The sequence below is a fragment of the uncultured Sphingomonas sp. genome (assembly GCF_946477935.1).
Lineage (GTDB): Bacteria > Pseudomonadota > Alphaproteobacteria > Sphingomonadales > Sphingomonadaceae > Sphingomonas.
In genome coordinates this window covers 1-17,270 of sequence record NZ_CAMLAC010000011.1, presented here as the reverse complement: position 1 = coordinate 17,270, position 17,270 = coordinate 1, and the positions used below count along the sequence as shown (strand labels likewise).

The following is a 17,270-nucleotide window of genomic DNA, read 5'->3' as shown; positions in this document are numbered from 1 at the left end:
CCTTTCATGAGTTTCTTCGACTATCGTGACGGCGTCCTGTGCGCCGAGGGCGTCCCCCTGCCTGCTATCGCCGATGCGGTCGGCACGCCCGTCCACGTTTATTCGGCGAGTGCGCTCCGGCATGCCGCCAACGCGTTTACGTCTGCCCTGCAGGGTCTGCCGTCCGCCCGGTTCGCCTTTGCGGTCAAGGCCAACCCCAACGGCGCTGTCCTCCGGCTGCTCGCGCAGTGCGGCTACGGGGCCGACATCGTATCGGGCGGCGAGCTGCGCCGGGCCCTGGATGCGGGGATCGCGCCTGCGGATGTGGTCTTCTCCGGCGTCGGGAAGACTGATCGAGAGCTGATCGACGCGCTGGAGGCCGGCATCGGCCAGTTCAACCTCGAACTGGAGGAAGAGGGTCGTGTCCTGGCGCAGTTGGCGCGGCGACGCGGTCTGCGCGCACCAGCGGTGTTGCGCGTCAATCCCGATGTCGACGGCGGAACGCACGCCAAGATCACGACCGGCAGGCGGACGAGCAAGTTCGGCGTCGATATCGCGGGCGCGCCGGACATGTACGATCGGCTCGCGCGGCTGGACGGGCTCGATCTGCAGGGGATCGCGCTCCACATCGGCAGTCAGATCAGCCATCTGGAACCGCTGGAAGCCGCCTACCGCCGGATCGGCGCGCTGGTTCTCGAACTGCGCGCACGCGGGCACCCGATTACCCGTGTCGATCTGGGTGGTGGCCTTGGCATTGCATATCGGCCTGAAGACGTGATGCCGTCGCTCGCCGACTATGCGGCGATGGTTGCGCGTGTGACGCGCGACTGGAACGTCAGCCTCACGTTCGAACCTGGTCGCATCATCACCGGTCTGGCCGGCGTGTTGCTGACACGAGTAATTTGGGTGAAACCAAGCCCGAGCCATCCATTCGTCATCGTCGATGCCGCAATGAACGATCTGGCGCGTCCCGCGCTCTACGACGCATATCACCGCTTCGCGGCGGTCCGTTCGGATGGGCGGACAATGGTTGCCAACATCGCCGGGCCCATCTGCGAAACTGGTGACATGTTCGGTATCGATCGGACGATCGATCACGTTGAACGCGGGGACCTGGCTATTTTCCATGCAACCGGCGCGTACGGAGCAGCGATGGCCTCAAGCTACAACTCTCGCCCGATAAGCCCGCAGGTGATGGTCGATGGGGACAGATTCGAGCTGGTCGGTGATCGTACCTTGCCGTCTGATTTTCCAACGCGGCCGAAGCACCAATCTCAAACGGCAGGTCGCGCTCTCAACGAAGCAGTGACACGAGCAGCTTAACGCAGCCGTTCACTTTTGATTTCGAAAGGACCGGACAGCAGGTCCCGCAACGCCACTTCGAGCGCGGTGTCCCAAACTACCCAACCGCGACCTCTCAGTTGGGAATAAACTGCGGCAATACGGCAGACAGGACCCAGTTCCGGGCATTCATGGCTCTCGTTCGGCTCTCCAACTTTTGTCACCCATTAATGCCGGCTGATACCCGCGCGTGGCGGCCCAATCGGCTTCTTGGACGTCCTGAAGTGGATGGGAGGCGATCTGGCGCTCCCGTCCACAGGTGAGTGCGTAGAAAGGGGGCTAGATGACAGGCGAGCTGCCTGGATCGACGCTTATCGGCAACTTATCAATTCAGCGGCGTTTCGCATTCATGGACAACCTGGACGAAGCACCGGAGCAATCCCTCACCCGAGGCGACGAACGCGAGCGCCTGGCGCAGATGTTCGAGCAGGCACCAAGCCTCATGGCCCTGCTACGTGAACCGAACCATCGGATCGTCCTTGCCAACCAAGCTTTTCAGCAGCTCTTTAGTAAGACGCAGACCGTCGGTCGCACCGTAGGCGAGCTGTTGCCGGACGACCTGTCCGCAGCCGCAGTAAAGCGGTTGGACGAGGCCTATCGCAGTGGAGATCCGGTTCGCCTCCCTGCAGTGCGACTGCCATCCAGATCGGACGAGCCCGGCGGTCTGAATGAGCGCATTCTAGATCTCATCCTTCAACCGATCCGTGACCCCGACGGTGCCGTGACCGGGATTTTCGTCGAAGGCTCGGACGTGACAGACCGGGTCTTGGCGGAGCGCCGGCTCGAGAGCAGCTTCGAAATCAAAACCGTCGGCATCATCTACTGGGGCGTAAATTTTGGTTTGACGCAGGTGAATGACGCCTTTTTGCAAATGACAGGCTTCACCCGCGACGAAGCAATCGGAATGACGTGGCAAGAGCTGACGCCGAAGGAGTTCTGGCCAGCGTCCGAACTGGCAGTTCACCAGGTAAATACGATCGGCGAGGCGGTGCCTTACGAGAAGCAGTATTTCGGCAAAGATGGGCGACGCTGGTGGGGCCTGTTCGCACCGCGGCGGGTCAGCTCGGAAGAGGTCATCGAGTTCGTCCTGGACGTGACAGAGCGAAAACAAGGCGAGGTGGCGCTCCGCCAACTCAACGAGGCGCTCGAGAGCCGAGTGATCGAGCAGGTAGCCGCGCGGATGAAGACAGAAGAAGCGCTGCGCCAGAGCCAAAAACTCGAGGCGATCGGCCAGCTTACCGGTGGCGTGGCCCATGACTTCAACAATCTGCTGACCGTGATCCGGGGGGCGGCCGAGATGCTGCGGCGTCCCGGCCTGACTGAGGAGAAGCGTGAACGCTATGTCGAGGCGATTGCCGACACGGCGGACCGTGCGGCCAAGCTCACCGGGCAATTACTTGCCTTTTCCCGACGTCAGGCGCTCAAGCCTGAGGTGTTCAACACAGGGCAGCGGATCGAGGCGATCAGAGACATGCTGGCAACCGTTGTCGGTGCTCGCGTCGACCTCGTCGTCGAGACCGAATGCGACGTCTGCTACGTCGAGGCTGATCCCAGCCAGTTCGAAACCGCCTTGGTCAACATGTCGGTCAACGCGCGTGACGCCATGGAAGATGCGGGCACCCTCCGCATCACGATCCAACCTGTCATCAGCGTGCCCTCAGTGCGGGGACATGCCGGCACCAACGGCGAGTTCGTCGCCATCTCCATCTCGGATACAGGTGCGGGTATTGCGCAGGACAAGCTTGCGCAGATTTTTGAGCCGTTCTTCACAACGAAGGCGATCGGCAAGGGTACGGGTCTCGGGCTCAGTCAGGTTTATGGCTTTGCCAAGCAATCCGGCGGTGAGGTTGCTGTAGAAAGCGAGGAAGGGCGGGGCACGACCTTCACCATGTACCTCCCCAGGGTCGCCGCTGAACTCGGTGATGCGACCACGGCGAAGGTTGGTGCCGACAGCGCACAGGGCCGAGGGCACGTTCTTGTTGTCGAAGACAATGAGCAGGTCGGTGCATTCTCAACGCAGCTTCTCGCCGAGCTCGGCTTCGAGACCACCTGGGCACCGAGCGCCGAGGCAGCCCTGCAGCGCCTGTCGGAGAACCCGCACCGATATGCTGCCGTCTTCTCGGATGTCGTCATGCCGGGGATGAACGGCGTCGAGCTCGGACTGGAGATTCGCAGACAGGAGCCAGAGCTGCCGGTCATCCTGACCAGCGGCTACAGTCATGTGCTGGCGCAGGAAGGTAGCTATGGCTTTGAGCTGCTGCACAAGCCGTACTCGATCGAGGACCTGACCCGTGCTCTGCGCCGTGCAATCGACAGCCGGTCAGCGCCAAAGGCCGCCACCTACTATAGTTGACGCGAATCAAAAAAGGTGGCGGCTGCGACCCAGTAGCGGTCGTTTTAAGCGTGCTGCCCGCTTCCCAATTCCGGGCGCTTATTCATCTCGGCGTCCGGCGCTTCCCAACCGTTCCGCGTAGCTGCCCGGCTAGCCTTATTGGGGGTTAGAGGAATGCGGGGAAGTAGGGCCATACCCCGGCGTTCGCGGGCGGATCGACCTGCGCCCCGCCCTCCAAGATGACAATCCGCTCTCCCGGACACCATGGCGCGACCCGGTACATGATCCGCTGGAACAGATCGGAGGCGAGGTGCGCCGCAAGCCACGCCTGCAAATGGGGCAGCGTCAGCGTGTCGAACCATTCGCGATCGACTGCGGCGAACTGCCGAACGAACGGCATGATCGCCGCATCGGCAATGCCCATTCGTATCCCGGCGAGCAGTCCCGCCGCGGCCAGTCGCACCTCGAGTTCTCGCAAGAAAAGAAGGCCGAGATCGCGATGCTTGGTCGCGTCCGAACCGTGCCGATCGGGATATTTATAGCGGTCGAGATGGTACTTGAAGCTGCCGTCGTTGCTGGCGACCAGGGCCGGATCGTCGCGCGCCAGCCAGTCGTCCGGGTCGCGGAGCAACAACGCCCATCGCATGATCGCGAGACTTTGGTCGATCACCGCGCCATCGGCGGTTCGCAGGACCGGCACGGTACCCTTGGGCGAGATCGCGAGCATCGCATCGGGCTTGGCCGAGAGGCGAACCTCGCGGAGTTCATAGCGCACGCCACTGACGGCCAGTGCCAATCGCGCACGCATCGCATAGGGGCAACGACGGAAGCTGTAGAGGATAGGGTCGGCCATCACCCCCTATGCGGTGCAGGGACGGCGTTTGAAAGGTGCGCGAGGCGTGCCCCACCCGGCGACGTCGGCTACGCTGCGGGGAAACGGAAGGACGCACCATATGATCCAGCGTAGGAATGGCATGAGGCGGCGCGGCGTGGATTCGGGGATCGGCGCCTTGCTCGGGGCGCTTGCCACCGCCTGTTCGCCACTTGGCGCCTTCGACAGGCTGGTGCCGAAGGATCGGGGCGGTACCCTGGTCGCCAAGGGGCTGGCCTATGGGTCGGCGCCACGACAGCGACTGGACGTCTACGCACCGCGTCGTGGTTGCGGGCAGCCGCGACCGGTCGTGGTGTTCTTCTATGGCGGCAGCTGGAACAGCGGAACGCGGGCGGGCTATACGTTCGTCGGCCGCGCGCTGGCGGCGCAGGGGTTCGTGACCGTCGTCCCGGATTATCGACTGGTGCCCGACGTCCGGTATCCGGCGTTCGTCGAAGACGGTGCCGCCGCCGTGCGCTGGGTGCGCGCGAACGCCGACCAATATTGCGGCGATGGCCGCTCGGTCGTGCTGATGGGCCATTCGGCGGGCGCGTATATCGCCGCGATGCTGGCGGTCGATCCGCGCTGGCTGGGAGAGACGCGGTCGGTGGTACGGGCGTTCGTCGGGCTTGCCGGACCCTATGACTTTGCTCCCTTCGATGTAGATGCGAGCCGCGCCGCCTTCGGACAGGTATCCGACCCGGCAGAGACACAGCCGGTGACATGGGCCGGAACCGGTGATCCACCCGCACTCTTGCTATACGGGACCAAGGATACCGTCGTGCGTCCCCAAAACAGCGAAGCCCTAGCCGACAGGCTGCGCGCGGGTGGCGTTGCCGTGAAGCAACGGGCATATCTCAAACTGGGCCATGTCGGCATCCTGCTCGCGCTCGCCCGCCCGTTTCGCGGTCGTGGACCGGTCCTGGTGGATGTCGCGGGGTTCATCCGGTCGACGGTGAACGTGAATGAGGCCGATCGCCGCTGAGAACAAGTTAGATCAATGTTCGCAGAGGCCGACCCAGAAGCGGTCGCTCCGGGCGCCCTGCCTGCCTCCCGACTCCGGTCGCTCATTTATCTCGGAGTTCGAGGCTTCTGGGCGTTCCGCAAAGCTGTCTGGTTGGCTTGATTTGGGAGGGAGAGCGGAACGCCTGCTCTCCGCGATCAATAAGGGGGAGCGGACCAGGAACGGCCCGCCGCTCCTGCGGCCGCTCCTTTGTCAAGGACTGCCAGAATGTCGGACGCGGCACGGGATGCAGCTCCCGCCGATGTATCGCCTAACGAGCTTATGGTAAGTTCACGCTGCCTTTGCAAATAGGCGGGGTGGCGTTCAGCAGCTCTATTTATAGCCGCCATCAGTTCGCCGGGCCGTTCAATGACTTCACCAAGATGCCAGAATTTGAAGTGTGGATCGTTGCCCCAATCGACCTTCTGGGGATTGAGAAACACACACGGCCTCGGCTGGGCGAGGAACTCATAAACCTGACTGCTAACGTCGCCGACGTAAATATCCGCGGCAGTGGTGTAGCTGTTGTCTACCGAGCGGTCCGACTCTGGGTCTATCAGGATCGTTGCAGTGCTTCGGCTACGCCAGCGATTGCGAGCACATTCCGAGCGCCTCCGAAACAGCTTAACGTGAGGCGCCACAATCAGATTGTAGTCCTGTTGCGCGGCGAAATCGCGCAGCATGGGTTTGATGAAGCTGCTCCACGACTGAAGCCCGCGCACCTTGTGAGGATTATAAAGGACAATTGGCCGGTCATTTGCAAACAAGGGCTGTGCGGCTGCTACCAGACGCCGGCTGGTGTCCAGCTTGGGGTAGCCTGGCGCGGTAATCCGGCCGACGCGGGCGATACCCATGTCGAGGAAGCGCTGCTTCATTTTCTCGCCCTGGACTATGATCAAGTCGAACCGAGCCCGGCGGGGCATCGAAGGCACGTATCGGTCGCCGGCGCCATGAACGATCAAGATGCGGGCGGGGCGTTCGGGCGCTGGTTTATCGCCAAACAGGATCTCCGCGGTATCCTCAAGCGACACCACCGCGTCATAGAGCGCGAGTTGGGCTTCGTTTGACCGAAGGACTGCTTCTTTGTCCAAACCGAACACCCGCATCGCTTGCACCGCTCTGGTCTTGATGCTCCGGGCAAGGCGGACATAGGCTACAGGCGACACTCCATAGGCCCGCCTTATACGCTCAAGGTGATGAGGAACCTCCGGGTCGTTGTAGTAGAAGGTAACGCTTACCCCCGGCCGCTGCAGCAGCTCGAAAGCAACGGCTGCCCCATGGTAAGCTTGGTAAGCCTCTGCGATGAAGAGAAACGCGATATTCATCGCCGCTATATAGGTGGCAAGGGCTCACCCGAAAGAAGCAGGTATGATCAATAGGTTATCAGCACCCATGCCTGAAGCAGCTTCCTGAACGAGCGTCGGGTATTGAATGCGCGTAGGGATGTCAGGTTCGTGTGCTTATGGGCGGGCAAACGCCGTGCCCTATCGCTGGGAAGACCCATTTGCGGACGTTCGCGGCGGCTAACGCGCGATCCCAGACCAGACATTGGTTCAGGTGCTGCTTGGCGGTGGCACTGGGCTGCTAGCGGTCTTTCCAGATGGCGTTGTTGGCAAAGCGGCCGATCGTATCCCCAGGCTTTTAATCAGCGGATCTTAGGTTCTCCCGTGGTGCATCGACCACTTTTCTCCTGAAGACAGCGGTTTATCCTACCCCTTTGTGGGGCGGGCGGTTTGCAGCCCGACCCGCTAATCACACCGATGCGGCACGCGGGTCGGGTGAATGCAAACCGCTTAGGCCTGTGCCGCCGCCCCGGCGGCGAAGCGTCGGGCGCCCGCGCTCTCGCCGGTGAAGCTCTCCACAACCGCGTCGGGCTCACCGCCGATGGCAGGCATTGTCACATGCCCGGTCATCGACCAGTCGGGAGCAACCATTACGTATTCGATCGCCTCGCCGTGCTGGCCTGCACGGAACCCGCGCATCTGGATGTGGGCATAGTGGCCGTTGCCCGCCTCCGGGGTTTGCGCGGTCAGCTCGCCAGCTTGGCGTGACGGCCAGTTCGCCGACGCAGTAGCATGGTCGATTGGGAGGGCGTCCTCATCGAAGCAGCGGATGAATTCGGGGATTGTGCTTGCGTTCATCTCGGCGGCATTCCGAGCCAGGAAGGCCTGCAATTCTTCAAGGGTGTTCATATCGTTCTCCGGCGCCGGGATGGCGTTGCGGAGAACCACATATCAGTATGCCTCGCAGGACAGGTATATTCTTCTTAGCTGGTCAGGTCTCTGCGGTCATGCGCTGGGCCACCTTACCGCCGAGCGCGTAAGCGGCACCCGCCTCGCGTTCACGCTGAAATGTACTCGCGGGCGTAAGCGGATTGTGGACTGGACGGGATTTCCCGCCCTTGCGATCTCTCGCAGCGGCGGCGACACAGGCCGGATGCCGAACATCAATCTGTCGATCCTGCTCGAATCCGTCTCCCATGCCCGCGCCGTCGAGCTCCGCCTTCGGGCCATGCTGGACGCCGATCGCGGCGACGGGCCGTTCTCCCTGGACAAGGCCGGCTACGGGCCGATGTTCATCGGTCCGATGATTGGCCTCATCGGTGAGGTCCAGAGCCTTGAGCTGCCAGCTAGCACATCGGCGCTGCAGGCTCTCCGCAAGACGCTGGATGCCCATATCGGCGGACGAATGAAGCCGACCGACAGGACCAGCGCTGAGGCTATCGCAAATGGGTTCGCCCGGTTGCTGGATACGCTGGTTGACGAACTGAAGCTGTGCCAGACCACTGTCCTGCAGCCGCAACGTCTAGCTCTGACGTCCGGCGAGCACGGCTTCGACAAGGCCACCCTGGACCGCTTCCCGGATTCACGCGAGGACGCCGTCGCGGCAGCGGCCTCCCTGAATAACGGCCTGTGGACCGCCTGCGTTATGCACGCGATGAGGATCGCCGAACGTGGCGTGCAGCTCCTGGTCGACTGCAGCGGCGCTGCCGGCGGCGACTCTTGGGCGCGGAAACTGGACAGCGTACGGACCAGGCTAAAGAACATGAGCGCCGGACCGGAGAAGCAGTGGTTGTCAGAGGCCGCAGCCTACCTCGACACCGTCAAGGACGGGTTCCGCAATCCGGCCATGCACCCGGAGATGAGCTTCGATCGGCGTCAGGCCGAGCAGGCCTTCACCGGCGTGGCTGACCTGATGCGGCTGCTCGCCAGCAAGATCCCTTCCTAGCAACACTTCGTCAGGTGCTCGACTGACCCATTTGCGGTCACTCAGGGCACCCTTCCCGCTCCCCAATTTCGGACATCCGTTCATCTCCGCGTTGTCGGCCCTTATGCCATTTGGTTTGGCGGCTGCGGACGTAGTGATGTGATCGTCACCTACCGTCGTCACCAAACGTCAAACACCTGTTTGTCGTACAGTCCAGAGAATGACGCGGTTGGGGACAAATCCGCCGTCCGTAAAGACTTTGCCGAACGGCGGGTTCGCCCAAGAAATTCCATTCGCGAGCGTCCCGAAAAGGATGGAGAAATGGGAATACCGATCGCTTTTCAAAACCGGTCTCGACTGCTGCCGTAGGGTCGATTTATCGGCTTTCTCGGACCTGAAGCAGCGCAGGCACGTTGGCACCCTCCGGAGTGAGATGATGTGCCATGTGTTAGTGATCGAGGATGAATGGCTGCTCGCCGAGTATATCTCGGACATAGCAGAGCGAGCCGGTGCCATCTCGATCGATACCGCCATGACCGAAGCGGAAGCGATCGAGGCGGCGGAGGGCCACAAGCCTGACATCATCCTCTCCGACGTCGTCCTTGCAAAGGGGGAAGGCCCCCAGGCTGTTCAGACGATCTTCGCCCGGTGCGGCGAGGTGCCGGTGATCTTCATCACGGGGACGCCAGCGGACTGTCATCCCTGCAATCCGCCCGGCGTCGTAATGGGTAAGCCCATCGACGAACGCCGGATGATCGCCGCCTTTCGCGAGATGATGGCCGCCTAACCGTCCAACACCTCGCGCAGCTTGGCAGCGAGCTGGTCGATGCCAAAGGGCTTGGCGAGGAAGTTGGTGCCGGGATCGATGACGCCGTTATGCACGACGGCATTGCGCGTGTAGCCGGTCGTGTAGACCACCTTCAGACCGGGCAGGCGCTTGACCGCCTCGTCGGCGAGCTGACGTCCGGTCATCTCCGGCATGACGATATCGGTGAAGAGCAACGTAACGTCCTGGCCGGCGTCGATCATCGCCAGCGCGGCAGGGCCACTATCCGCATGGATGACGGTATAGCCGAGTTCTCGCAACGCCTCGGTCGAGAAGTTGCGGACACGTTCCTCGTCCTCCACGACCATGACGATCTCGGTGAGATCGCCGCCGCGCGCCAACGCCGGCGTGCGTCGCGGCATTGATGGCCGGTCCTCGCCATAGGCCCGAGGCAGATAGACCTTGATCGTCGTCCCGTGATCTACTTCCGAGTAGATCTTCACGTGCCCACCCGATTGGCGGACGAAGCCGAAGACCTGACTGAGGCCGAGGCCGGTGCCCTTGCCGACGCCCTTGGTGGTGAAGAAGGGGTCGAACGCCTTGGCGAGCACCTCGGGTGGCATGCCGGTGCCGGTGTCGGTCACCGCCAGCATCACATAGTGCCCCTGCGGCATGTCTGCCTCGCGCGCGTAATCGACATCGACGTTGGCATTGCCGGTCTCGATGGTGAGGCGTCCGCCCTCGGGCATGGCGTCGCGGGCGTTGACGGCCAGATTGACGATCACGTTTTCGAGTTGAACCGGATCGGCAAGGGTCTTCCAGAGGCCCGGCGTCAGCACGGTTTCCAATCGGACCTGCTCGCCCAGCGTGCGAGTGAGGAGGTCCGCCAGTCCGTTGACCATGCGGTTCGCGTCGATGTTCTCGGGCGCGAGGGGTTGCTGACGCGAGAAGGCGAGCAATCGCTGGGTCAGTGCCGCAGCCCTCGTCGCACCATCCATTGCCCCGTCCATGAAGCGCTTGATGTCGTTGTCGCCGCGATCGAGCCGGCGCTGGGCGAGATTGAGGCCGCCGATGACGACGGCGAGCATATTGTTGAAGTCATGCGCGATGCCGCCGGTAAGCTGACCGACCGCTTCCATCTTCTGAAGCTGGCGCACCTGGCTTTCGGCCTCGGTGCGCCGGCCGGCCTCTGCTCGCATTTCCGTGCTGGCTTCGGCCAGCGCCGTGCTCTGCCGATCCACAAGCTGGTTGAGCCTCAGCAGCGCCTCGGCCCGCTCCACCCCGAGCCACGTCAACTCGGCGACTTCGCGTGCCAGCGCGACATCGGCCGGCGTCCAGTGCCTCACCTCGGCATGGTGGAGATAGATGCCGGCCTGCCACCGACCCTCGCGCATCAATGGCACGCACACGCCTGCCAGAACACCGCGATCGGCGAAGGGAAGGAAATCGCCGTCGTCATCGTGCCGGCTGTCGCTGAACACCAGCGTCTTGCCGCGGCGTCGGGATCGTTCGGCGCGTTCGCCGAAGCGGCTCACCGGGTCGGCGCCGGTGAGGGGTGTCAGCGCGCCGTCCGTCCAGTTGGCACCGTGCCGAAGCTGGTTGGCGCCGATCAGGCGATAGAAGCCGACGCGGTTCACGCCGAGCCGCTGCGCCAGTTCCTGCGCCGACAGCCGGATGATGGCTTCCGGATCGGCCAGCACGCGTTGGCGGCCGGTGAGATCGATTACGAACTCGCGCTCCGCCTTGGCGGCCTGAAGGGCGAGGTCTGCCGCCATGCGCTCGCTGATGTCGTAGCTGACACCGGGAAAGCGGACGCATTTGCCCTCATCGTCGAAAACGCAGCGCCCCTGCGCCGACACCCAGCGGATCGAACCGTCCTTGCCCACAAGCCGGTACTCGGACGCAAAGGTGCCGTCGCCGGCCATGACCTTCTCGATCTCGGCCTGGATGCGAGGGAGATCATCTGGATGAATGCCGCTGAAGAACTCCGCGATTGGCGCGCCCTCCATCGCGCGGTCCGGATCGACGCTGTACAGGGTCGCGAACCTGGTGTCGGCGGTCAGACGGTCGTTGACGACATCCCAATCCCACGCCCCGATGCTGTTGCCAGCCGACAAAGCAAGTTGCAGCCGCTCGTCTGCCGCATCCCTGTCGCGCTCGGCGACCATGCGGGCGGTCGTCTCGCCGGTAACGCAAAACAGGCCGGCGATGCTGCCGTCATCGTAGAAGGCTGGCGAGTAGGTGAAGGTCCACCAGCTTTCCTCGGGCATGCCTTCCCGGCTGAGATCGAGCCGCATGTCGGTCATGGTCCGCGTCTCGCCCGCAAGCGTCGCGTCCACCAGCGGCTTGATGTCGTCCCAGATGCTGGCCCAGACCTCCGCGAAAGGACGACCGAGCGCGCTGTCGAGCCGGTAGCCGAGGATCGGACGATAGGCGTCGTTGTAGAAGCACAGCAGCTCCGGCCCCCATGCGAGGAACATCGGAGTCGGGCAGGCAAGCATCAGTGCCAGCGTCGAGCGCAGAGCGGGAGGCCACGTCTCCATCGAACCAAGCGACGTGCCGGACCAGTCATGGGCGGCGATTTCGGAACCGGTGATGCTGGTGGAACTGATGTTGGACTTCACAGGCGAAGGATTCATTCTCTGCCCTTAGCTACTCTCTTAACCGCGGCATATCGCTCGGCGCTGATCCGATGTGTGTTGCGTGACCGCGTTCATGGTCAATCTTTAGAGGCTCGTCGGCGAACCTGACGAATATGGACGTCCGATGCTCATTCCCGACGCTCGGCCGCCCATGCTATCCGACGCTGCAAGGCGGCGGAGAGCTGGCTGGCTGAGTAGGGTTTGCGCAACAGTTCAAGCCCTTCCGCGCCTTCCTGAGCCAGCACATGGCTATAGCCACTAGCGAGCACCACCGGCATCGTCGGAAGATCGTTCGCAAGCCGCTTCGCCAGCTCGATCCCGCCCATCCCTGGCATAACAACATCGGAGAACACGATGTCGAAGCCATCCCCGTCTGAACCGAGGCGCTCCAACGCCTCCTCGGCGCTCGTCACCCAGGCGGTCTGGTAACCGAGATCCTCGAGAAGCTGCGTTGCGAACTGGCCGACGCTGATGTTGTCCTCGACCACCAGGACGCAGCGGCCCTCGCCGTCGATGTTCTCTGCCCGCTCGCTCGCTCTCGGTTCCCTCGCTGCGGTATCCTCGGCCTGAGGCAGATACAGCGTAAACGTCGACCCACACCCGACGACGCTCTCGACATCGACATCACCGCCCGACTGCTTCGCGAAGCCGAACACCTGGCTGAGGCCCAGTCCGGTGCCCTTGCCGACATCCTTGGTGGTGAAGAACGGCTCGAAGATCCGCTCCAGATCGTCGGCGGAGATGCCGACGCCCGTATCGCTGAGTGAGACGGCGACGAAAGCGCCGGTGCCCGGACCATGCCCGCGGATCGAAGGCATCCGCGCATCGCACCGCAGACGGATCGTCACCGTGCCTTCGCTCCCCATTGCATCGCGCGCGTTGACCGCGAGATTGACCAGCGCGGTCTCGAATTGGCTGACATCTGCGCGCACCCGGCACACCGCGTCCGGCATCTCGTAGCGGACCAGCACGCGAGAGCCGGTGATGCTGTCGAGCATGTCAGCGACGGCATCGAGCCGCTGCCCGACATCGAACACCTCCGGCTCCAGCGTCTGACGGCGCGCGAAGGCAAGGAGCTGCCCCGTCAGCTTGGTCGCTCGATCGGCGGTATCACCGATCGCATCGAGGTAGCGTTGTCGCTTTTCGGGTGCCACGTTCTCGCGACGGAGCAGATCCACCGAACCGCGGATCACGGTCAGCAGGTTGTTGAAGTCGTGTGCCACCCCGCCGGTGAGCTGCCCGATCGCCTCCATCTTCTGGCTCTGGCGTAGCCGCTCCTCAGCCGTCATCAGTTCGGCGGTGCGATCGGCGACGCGCTGCTCAAGCGTCTCGTTGAGGGTGCGCAACTCAGTGATGGCGCGGTCGCGCTCGGCTTCGACCGTCCTGCGAGCCTCAATGTCGATAAGGACGCCCGGGAAACTCCGCGGCGTGCCGTCCAGGTCATGATCGACCCGTCCATTCGCCTCAATCCAATAATAGCGGCCGTCGGTGCGGCGGACGCGGTACTGGTGCGCGTAGCGACCACCGCGCCTGATCGCTTCGTCGATCGCCTCGGCGAGGGCCGCCTGATCGTCGGGGTGGACCGTTTCGACGATCTGGGCGAGCGGGATGCCCTCGCGTCCCAGTGCAGGGTCGAGACCGAATGTTCGCGCGAATGCGTCATCGATGGTGAAGCGGTCGGTCGGGATGTCCCAGTGCCAGGTGCCGATGATGGCACCTGCTTCGAGCGCAAGCTGCACCCGTTCGACGTTCGCGCGCGCCAACGCCTCGCTGACACGAAGCTGTTCCTCCGCCTCGCGGCGCGCGGTGACGTCGTTGAATAGGATCGCGATCTGTCGGTCGGCGGGGTCGCCGACGCGCACCGCGCGTACGTCGAACCAGCGCGAGAACGCCTCGGCATAGCTCTCGAAGTTGGTCGGCTCGCCGGTCTTGGCAACATGACCGTAAGTCTCGAACCAGAACTGCTCCAGATCGGGCGCGAACTCCGTCACCCATTTGCCGCGCAGGTTGACGCCGGATTGCGCCTCGAACTGTGCATTGGCTTCCACGAAGCGATAGTTGATCGGACGATCGTCGGCGTCGAACTTGACCTCGACGATGGCAAAGGCGGCATCGATCGTTTCGATGATCGTCTCGAAGCGCTCTTGCGCCAGTCGCAGCGCCGCACCGTCGAGATGCTCGCGCGTGCGGTCGCGCAGGATTTTCACGAAGCCCAGGTGCCGGTCGTCATCGTCGAACAACGGCAGCATCTCACCCGACGCCCAGAAGCGCTCGCCGCCCTTGCGCAGATGCCAGCGTTCGTCCGCGGCGCGACCGTCCTTCAAGGCACCTGCCATCTCGTGTTCGATGCGGTCGTTTGCCCGGTCCTCGGGCGTAAAGAACCGTTCGGCATCGTGGCCGCGCATCTCCCCGGCGCTCCAGCCCAGCACGTTCTCGGCGCCCACGTTCCAATCGGTGATGGTGCCGGTCGGATCGGTCACGATCATCGCGATGTCCGCAGCATTGTCGAAGATCGCGCGCTGTCGAGCCTCACTGGTGGCGAGGGCAATCTGGCTGGCGCGGAGTTCCGCCACCAGATTCTGCGTTGCCGCGAGGTCGGCTGCCGCGCCCGCCATCTGCCGCCGGTGTTCGCGCGCCGCATCGTCGGCCTGGTTGCGGGCATCGAAGGTGCGCTGGTTCGCCTCGATCGTCTGTCGGCGGCTCGCGGTCAAATCGCCGATAAGCTGATGGTCGCGCTCCGCCTGCCGCTCACTGACGCGTTGTGCATCGATGCCCGCTTCGGCGAGCGCCGCACGCAAACGCTCGACCTCAGCCTCGAGCTCTTCTCTCGTCATGGGAATCAAGGACTATCCTGTTGCCGTCGCCGGTTCGGCGGCACTTTGCTGTTATCTCTGCAGCCCATCGGGCCGCAACGACAATGGCCGATACGGTACCGAACATTCTGCTATCTATGCGGCGACAGATCGCTCGATATAGTGCCGGCGATCAGCGGCGTGGGCTAATATCTTGAACGATGCGTATGCTGTTAGCTTCGATGAACAACGCTTTCGAAGCAAGGCGGCGCGAGGGTGTCCTGCCGGAGGGTTCAGCGATCGATTGCCCGATCGATCATGCGCACCTCATGTTGCGGCTGAGCTGGATGGATGGTTTCAGCAAGGGTCGGGTTGATCCGCGCCGTGACCGCGGCTGGATCGGCCTTACGGTCTGGCAGTAAACGGCTGTCGTTTTGCCGCCAGTTCTCTCGCGGTCGCAAAATGGGCAGTGCGATTGAGATGGGCAGCTTTGGCAGCCAGATCATCGGTGGCGCCGGCAAGATCCAGCTCTTCACATGCCCGCTGCTCAAGCCATCCCGGACTTTGAACATGCAAGGTATCATCCGATAAAGCTGCTTCGTTTAAAGAGGCCAGCGGCGTCGATTTCATATGCATTCGTCGCCATCCCTGCATCGGGCGCCCTGTGTCTCGTTGCTCCGCTTCGAGATCCCGTCGGCATCAATTCCGTTCCTGGGATCGGCTCACACAGTCTGAGTTACATGCAAGGGCTGTCCGTAAGGAGCTAACACCGCCGCTCGTATTCTCGAAAACGATGATATCTTGGGAATCGTTGTCGCTACTTCCCTACACCGGTGCCCAGCAGCAACGCAGGGGTTAGCTTCGCGGCGACGACGACCAGATCATAGGCTTGCACCAACTGCCGCCAACCAGCCGGCATATCTGACGTCGGGCGTCCACGGAGCCGCCGCAAATCGACCAACACCCAATCCGATGCAGTCGCCGCTTTCGGTCGGGCTGCCAAGACATCCTTCAGCCAAGAATAATCGGTATCCGAAATGGGCGTGTAGGGCTGAATGGCGACCTGCTGTCCAACGCCGTTATACCCGCCCAGCGATCCTTCGGCACCCATCACTAGAATGTGCAGCGACAACGCACCCTCGCCATCGGCACGCTCGGCAACGAAGTTGCCGAGGTCGCGCTGCCGCAATCCGTTCACGCCCTTGGCGGCGTGAACATCACCAAACTTCATCAGAACACGGCTTCCGGCAGGAGCTTTGGCCAGATAGCCGGCCAGCGTCCGCTTGATGAGTCTGGCTCGGCGTCCATTCGGGTCACCTTCACCGCTCGCAGACGCGAGATAGATTGCCCTCGTCTCGGCGAGTGCATCGAATAATTGCCGCACCCGCGCGCCGCCATCCGTAGCGATGGCCTTTCGAGCATCATCCATCTGCTGATCGGTCACCGTGTAGACCAAGAACCTGCCCGGTGAGCGGGACGCAATTGCATCGGCAGTCGCACCGCGTTCCAATGCTCTGAGCCGGTTGATCGCGGCCTTGGCGACAGGGTCGGGAGAGGCAGCGGCCATGCTATCGAGCAGGAACCCGCTGGCGCCGAAGAACTCCTGGTCCAGTCCCCAAACCTCGAAGGCGGGACCGGCATCGCGGGCACAAGTGGCCGCCATGTCGCTTTCGTCGGCCCCATTCTGGAACGCCATCGCGTCTGGGTGAGCGCGCATGAACGCGGAAAGGCGTGCGATCCGATCGGGCCGGCGAAGATCGGCGTTCACGATGCGAGCGGCCTCCGGCCCCGTTTCGACAGCCATCGCGCGTAGACCCAGCGGTGCCATGAGGTGGCATAGCGCGACTGTGAAGCGGGGTATCTCACGCGAGAAATGCGCTTCCCCGATCAGCACATATCGCGCTTGATTGGCGGCAGCGGCCAAGATCGCTGCACCCGGCCCGCGAAAGTCAGGGCCGCCTAGTTGAAACACGCTCTCGGAAGCAGCCACCTTGTCCATAAATGCAGGTGTCGGGCGGGGCGTCTGGGCGAACGAAGTTGTCGACAGGGCACCGGCCAGCAGTCCAAGCGCGTGATATATCCTCAACTGCCATCCCCGTACTGTGTCGCCATCGGATGACTGCAATGGTGCGGGGCTGCAAGCTTTGGAGCGCACATCATCTGGCGGCGCTTCCCGCGTCACCGGCTTTCCCGATCGGGATGGTCTGCCGGTACCGCGGGATCGTCGCTATTTGCCGATATTCTCCAGCGCGCGTTAAGGTGGTTGTCTGTTACCATCCCAGAAACGGAGCGACTGTTGAGGCCGACCACATGGTTGCCGTGCATGGCGCTCCTCCT

12 protein-coding genes are annotated in these 17,270 nt (G+C 63.0%); 5 read left to right on the top strand and 7 right to left on the bottom strand.

Annotated features, from left to right (window positions below; genetic code table 11):
• Positions 1-6 precede the first annotated feature (6 nt).
• Positions 7-1,302 (top strand): diaminopimelate decarboxylase, encoded by a 1,296-nt coding sequence (gene lysA / locus Q0U08_RS02530; protein ID WP_298089556.1) that lies wholly within the window; start codon positions 7-9, stop codon positions 1,300-1,302.
• Between the two features lie 301 nt (positions 1,303-1,603).
• On the top strand, positions 1,604-3,673 hold the full coding sequence (locus tag Q0U08_RS02525) for a PAS domain-containing sensor histidine kinase (RefSeq protein WP_298089555.1): 2,070 nt from the start codon (positions 1,604-1,606) through the stop codon (positions 3,671-3,673).
• Positions 3,674-3,818: 145 nt separating this feature from the next.
• Here Q0U08_RS02525 and Q0U08_RS02520 read toward each other — a convergent pair whose 3' ends face one another.
• Positions 3,819-4,505: a glutathione S-transferase gene (locus tag Q0U08_RS02520; RefSeq protein WP_298089554.1), complete on the bottom strand. Its 687-nt coding sequence runs from the start codon at positions 4,503-4,505 to the stop codon at positions 3,819-3,821.
• Between the two features lie 100 nt (positions 4,506-4,605).
• Between Q0U08_RS02520 and Q0U08_RS02515 the strand changes: the two genes are divergently transcribed.
• Positions 4,606-5,508: an alpha/beta hydrolase gene (locus Q0U08_RS02515; RefSeq protein ID WP_298089553.1), complete on the top strand. Its 903-nt coding sequence runs from the start codon at positions 4,606-4,608 to the stop codon at positions 5,506-5,508.
• Positions 5,509-5,684: 176 nt separating this feature from the next.
• Here Q0U08_RS02515 and Q0U08_RS02510 read toward each other — a convergent pair whose 3' ends face one another.
• Both Q0U08_RS02510 and Q0U08_RS02505 read right to left on the bottom strand, forming a co-directional pair.
• Positions 5,685-6,851, bottom strand: a complete 1,167-nt coding sequence (locus Q0U08_RS02510; protein ID WP_298089552.1) for a CDP-glycerol glycerophosphotransferase family protein — start codon at positions 6,849-6,851, stop codon at positions 5,685-5,687.
• A 468-nt stretch (positions 6,852-7,319) separates the two neighbouring features.
• Positions 7,320-7,757, bottom strand: coding sequence for a hypothetical protein (locus Q0U08_RS02505; RefSeq protein WP_298089551.1), 438 nt, complete (start codon positions 7,755-7,757; stop codon positions 7,320-7,322).
• Positions 7,758-7,962: 205 nt separating this feature from the next.
• On the opposite strand from Q0U08_RS02505, the gene Q0U08_RS02500 reads away from it, so the two are divergent.
• Both Q0U08_RS02500 and Q0U08_RS02495 read left to right on the top strand, forming a co-directional pair.
• Positions 7,963-8,754, top strand: coding sequence for a hypothetical protein (locus tag Q0U08_RS02500; protein ID WP_298089550.1), 792 nt, complete (start codon positions 7,963-7,965; stop codon positions 8,752-8,754).
• Positions 8,755-9,169: 415 nt separating this feature from the next.
• Complete coding sequence (locus Q0U08_RS02495; protein ID WP_298089548.1) at positions 9,170-9,520, top strand: response regulator; 351 nt, start codon at positions 9,170-9,172, stop codon at positions 9,518-9,520.
• On the opposite strand, the gene Q0U08_RS02490 is transcribed toward Q0U08_RS02495, so the two are convergent.
• The 4 genes from Q0U08_RS02490 to Q0U08_RS02475 form a co-directional block, all read right to left on the bottom strand.
• Positions 9,517-12,138, bottom strand: coding sequence for an ATP-binding protein (locus Q0U08_RS02490; protein WP_298089546.1), 2,622 nt, complete (start codon positions 12,136-12,138; stop codon positions 9,517-9,519). The genes Q0U08_RS02495 and Q0U08_RS02490 overlap by 4 nt on opposite strands.
• 131 nt (positions 12,139-12,269) lie before the next feature.
• Complete coding sequence (locus Q0U08_RS02485; protein ID WP_298089545.1) at positions 12,270-14,975, bottom strand: PAS domain S-box protein; 2,706 nt, start codon at positions 14,973-14,975, stop codon at positions 12,270-12,272.
• Between the two features lie 251 nt (positions 14,976-15,226).
• Positions 15,227-15,505: a hypothetical protein gene (locus Q0U08_RS02480; RefSeq protein ID WP_298089544.1), complete on the bottom strand. Its 279-nt coding sequence runs from the start codon at positions 15,503-15,505 to the stop codon at positions 15,227-15,229.
• Positions 15,506-15,750: 245 nt separating this feature from the next.
• Entirely contained in the window at positions 15,751-16,932 is a 1,182-nt protein-coding gene (locus Q0U08_RS02475; RefSeq protein ID WP_298089543.1) for a hypothetical protein, read from the bottom strand.
• Between the last annotated feature and the right edge of the window lie 338 nt (positions 16,933-17,270).

What these genes read in the sequence shown, in the direction of transcription:
- Q0U08_RS02490 (WP_298089546.1), bottom strand. Translation starts at nt 12,138, where the DNA reads ATGAATCCTTCGCCTGTGAAGTCCAACATCAGTTCCACCAGCATCACC.
- Q0U08_RS02480 (WP_298089544.1), bottom strand. Translation starts at nt 15,505, where the DNA reads ATGTTCAAAGTCCGGGATGGCTTGAGCAGCGGGCATGTGAAGAGCTGG.
- Q0U08_RS02495 (WP_298089548.1), top strand. Translation starts at nt 9,170, where the DNA reads ATGTGCCATGTGTTAGTGATCGAGGATGAATGGCTGCTCGCCGAGTAT.
- Q0U08_RS02525 (WP_298089555.1), top strand. Translation starts at nt 1,604, where the DNA reads ATGACAGGCGAGCTGCCTGGATCGACGCTTATCGGCAACTTATCAATT.
- lysA (WP_298089556.1), top strand. Translation starts at nt 7, where the DNA reads ATGAGTTTCTTCGACTATCGTGACGGCGTCCTGTGCGCCGAGGGCGTC.
- Q0U08_RS02515 (WP_298089553.1), top strand. Translation starts at nt 4,606, where the DNA reads ATGATCCAGCGTAGGAATGGCATGAGGCGGCGCGGCGTGGATTCGGGG.
- Q0U08_RS02475 (WP_298089543.1), bottom strand. Translation starts at nt 16,932, where the DNA reads ATGGACAAGGTGGCTGCTTCCGAGAGCGTGTTTCAACTAGGCGGCCCT.
- Q0U08_RS02510 (WP_298089552.1), bottom strand. Translation starts at nt 6,851, where the DNA reads ATGAATATCGCGTTTCTCTTCATCGCAGAGGCTTACCAAGCTTACCAT.
- Q0U08_RS02485 (WP_298089545.1), bottom strand. Translation starts at nt 14,975, where the DNA reads ATGACGAGAGAAGAGCTCGAGGCTGAGGTCGAGCGTTTGCGTGCGGCG.
- Q0U08_RS02500 (WP_298089550.1), top strand. Translation starts at nt 7,963, where the DNA reads ATGCCGAACATCAATCTGTCGATCCTGCTCGAATCCGTCTCCCATGCC.
- Q0U08_RS02520 (WP_298089554.1), bottom strand. Translation starts at nt 4,505, where the DNA reads ATGGCCGACCCTATCCTCTACAGCTTCCGTCGTTGCCCCTATGCGATG.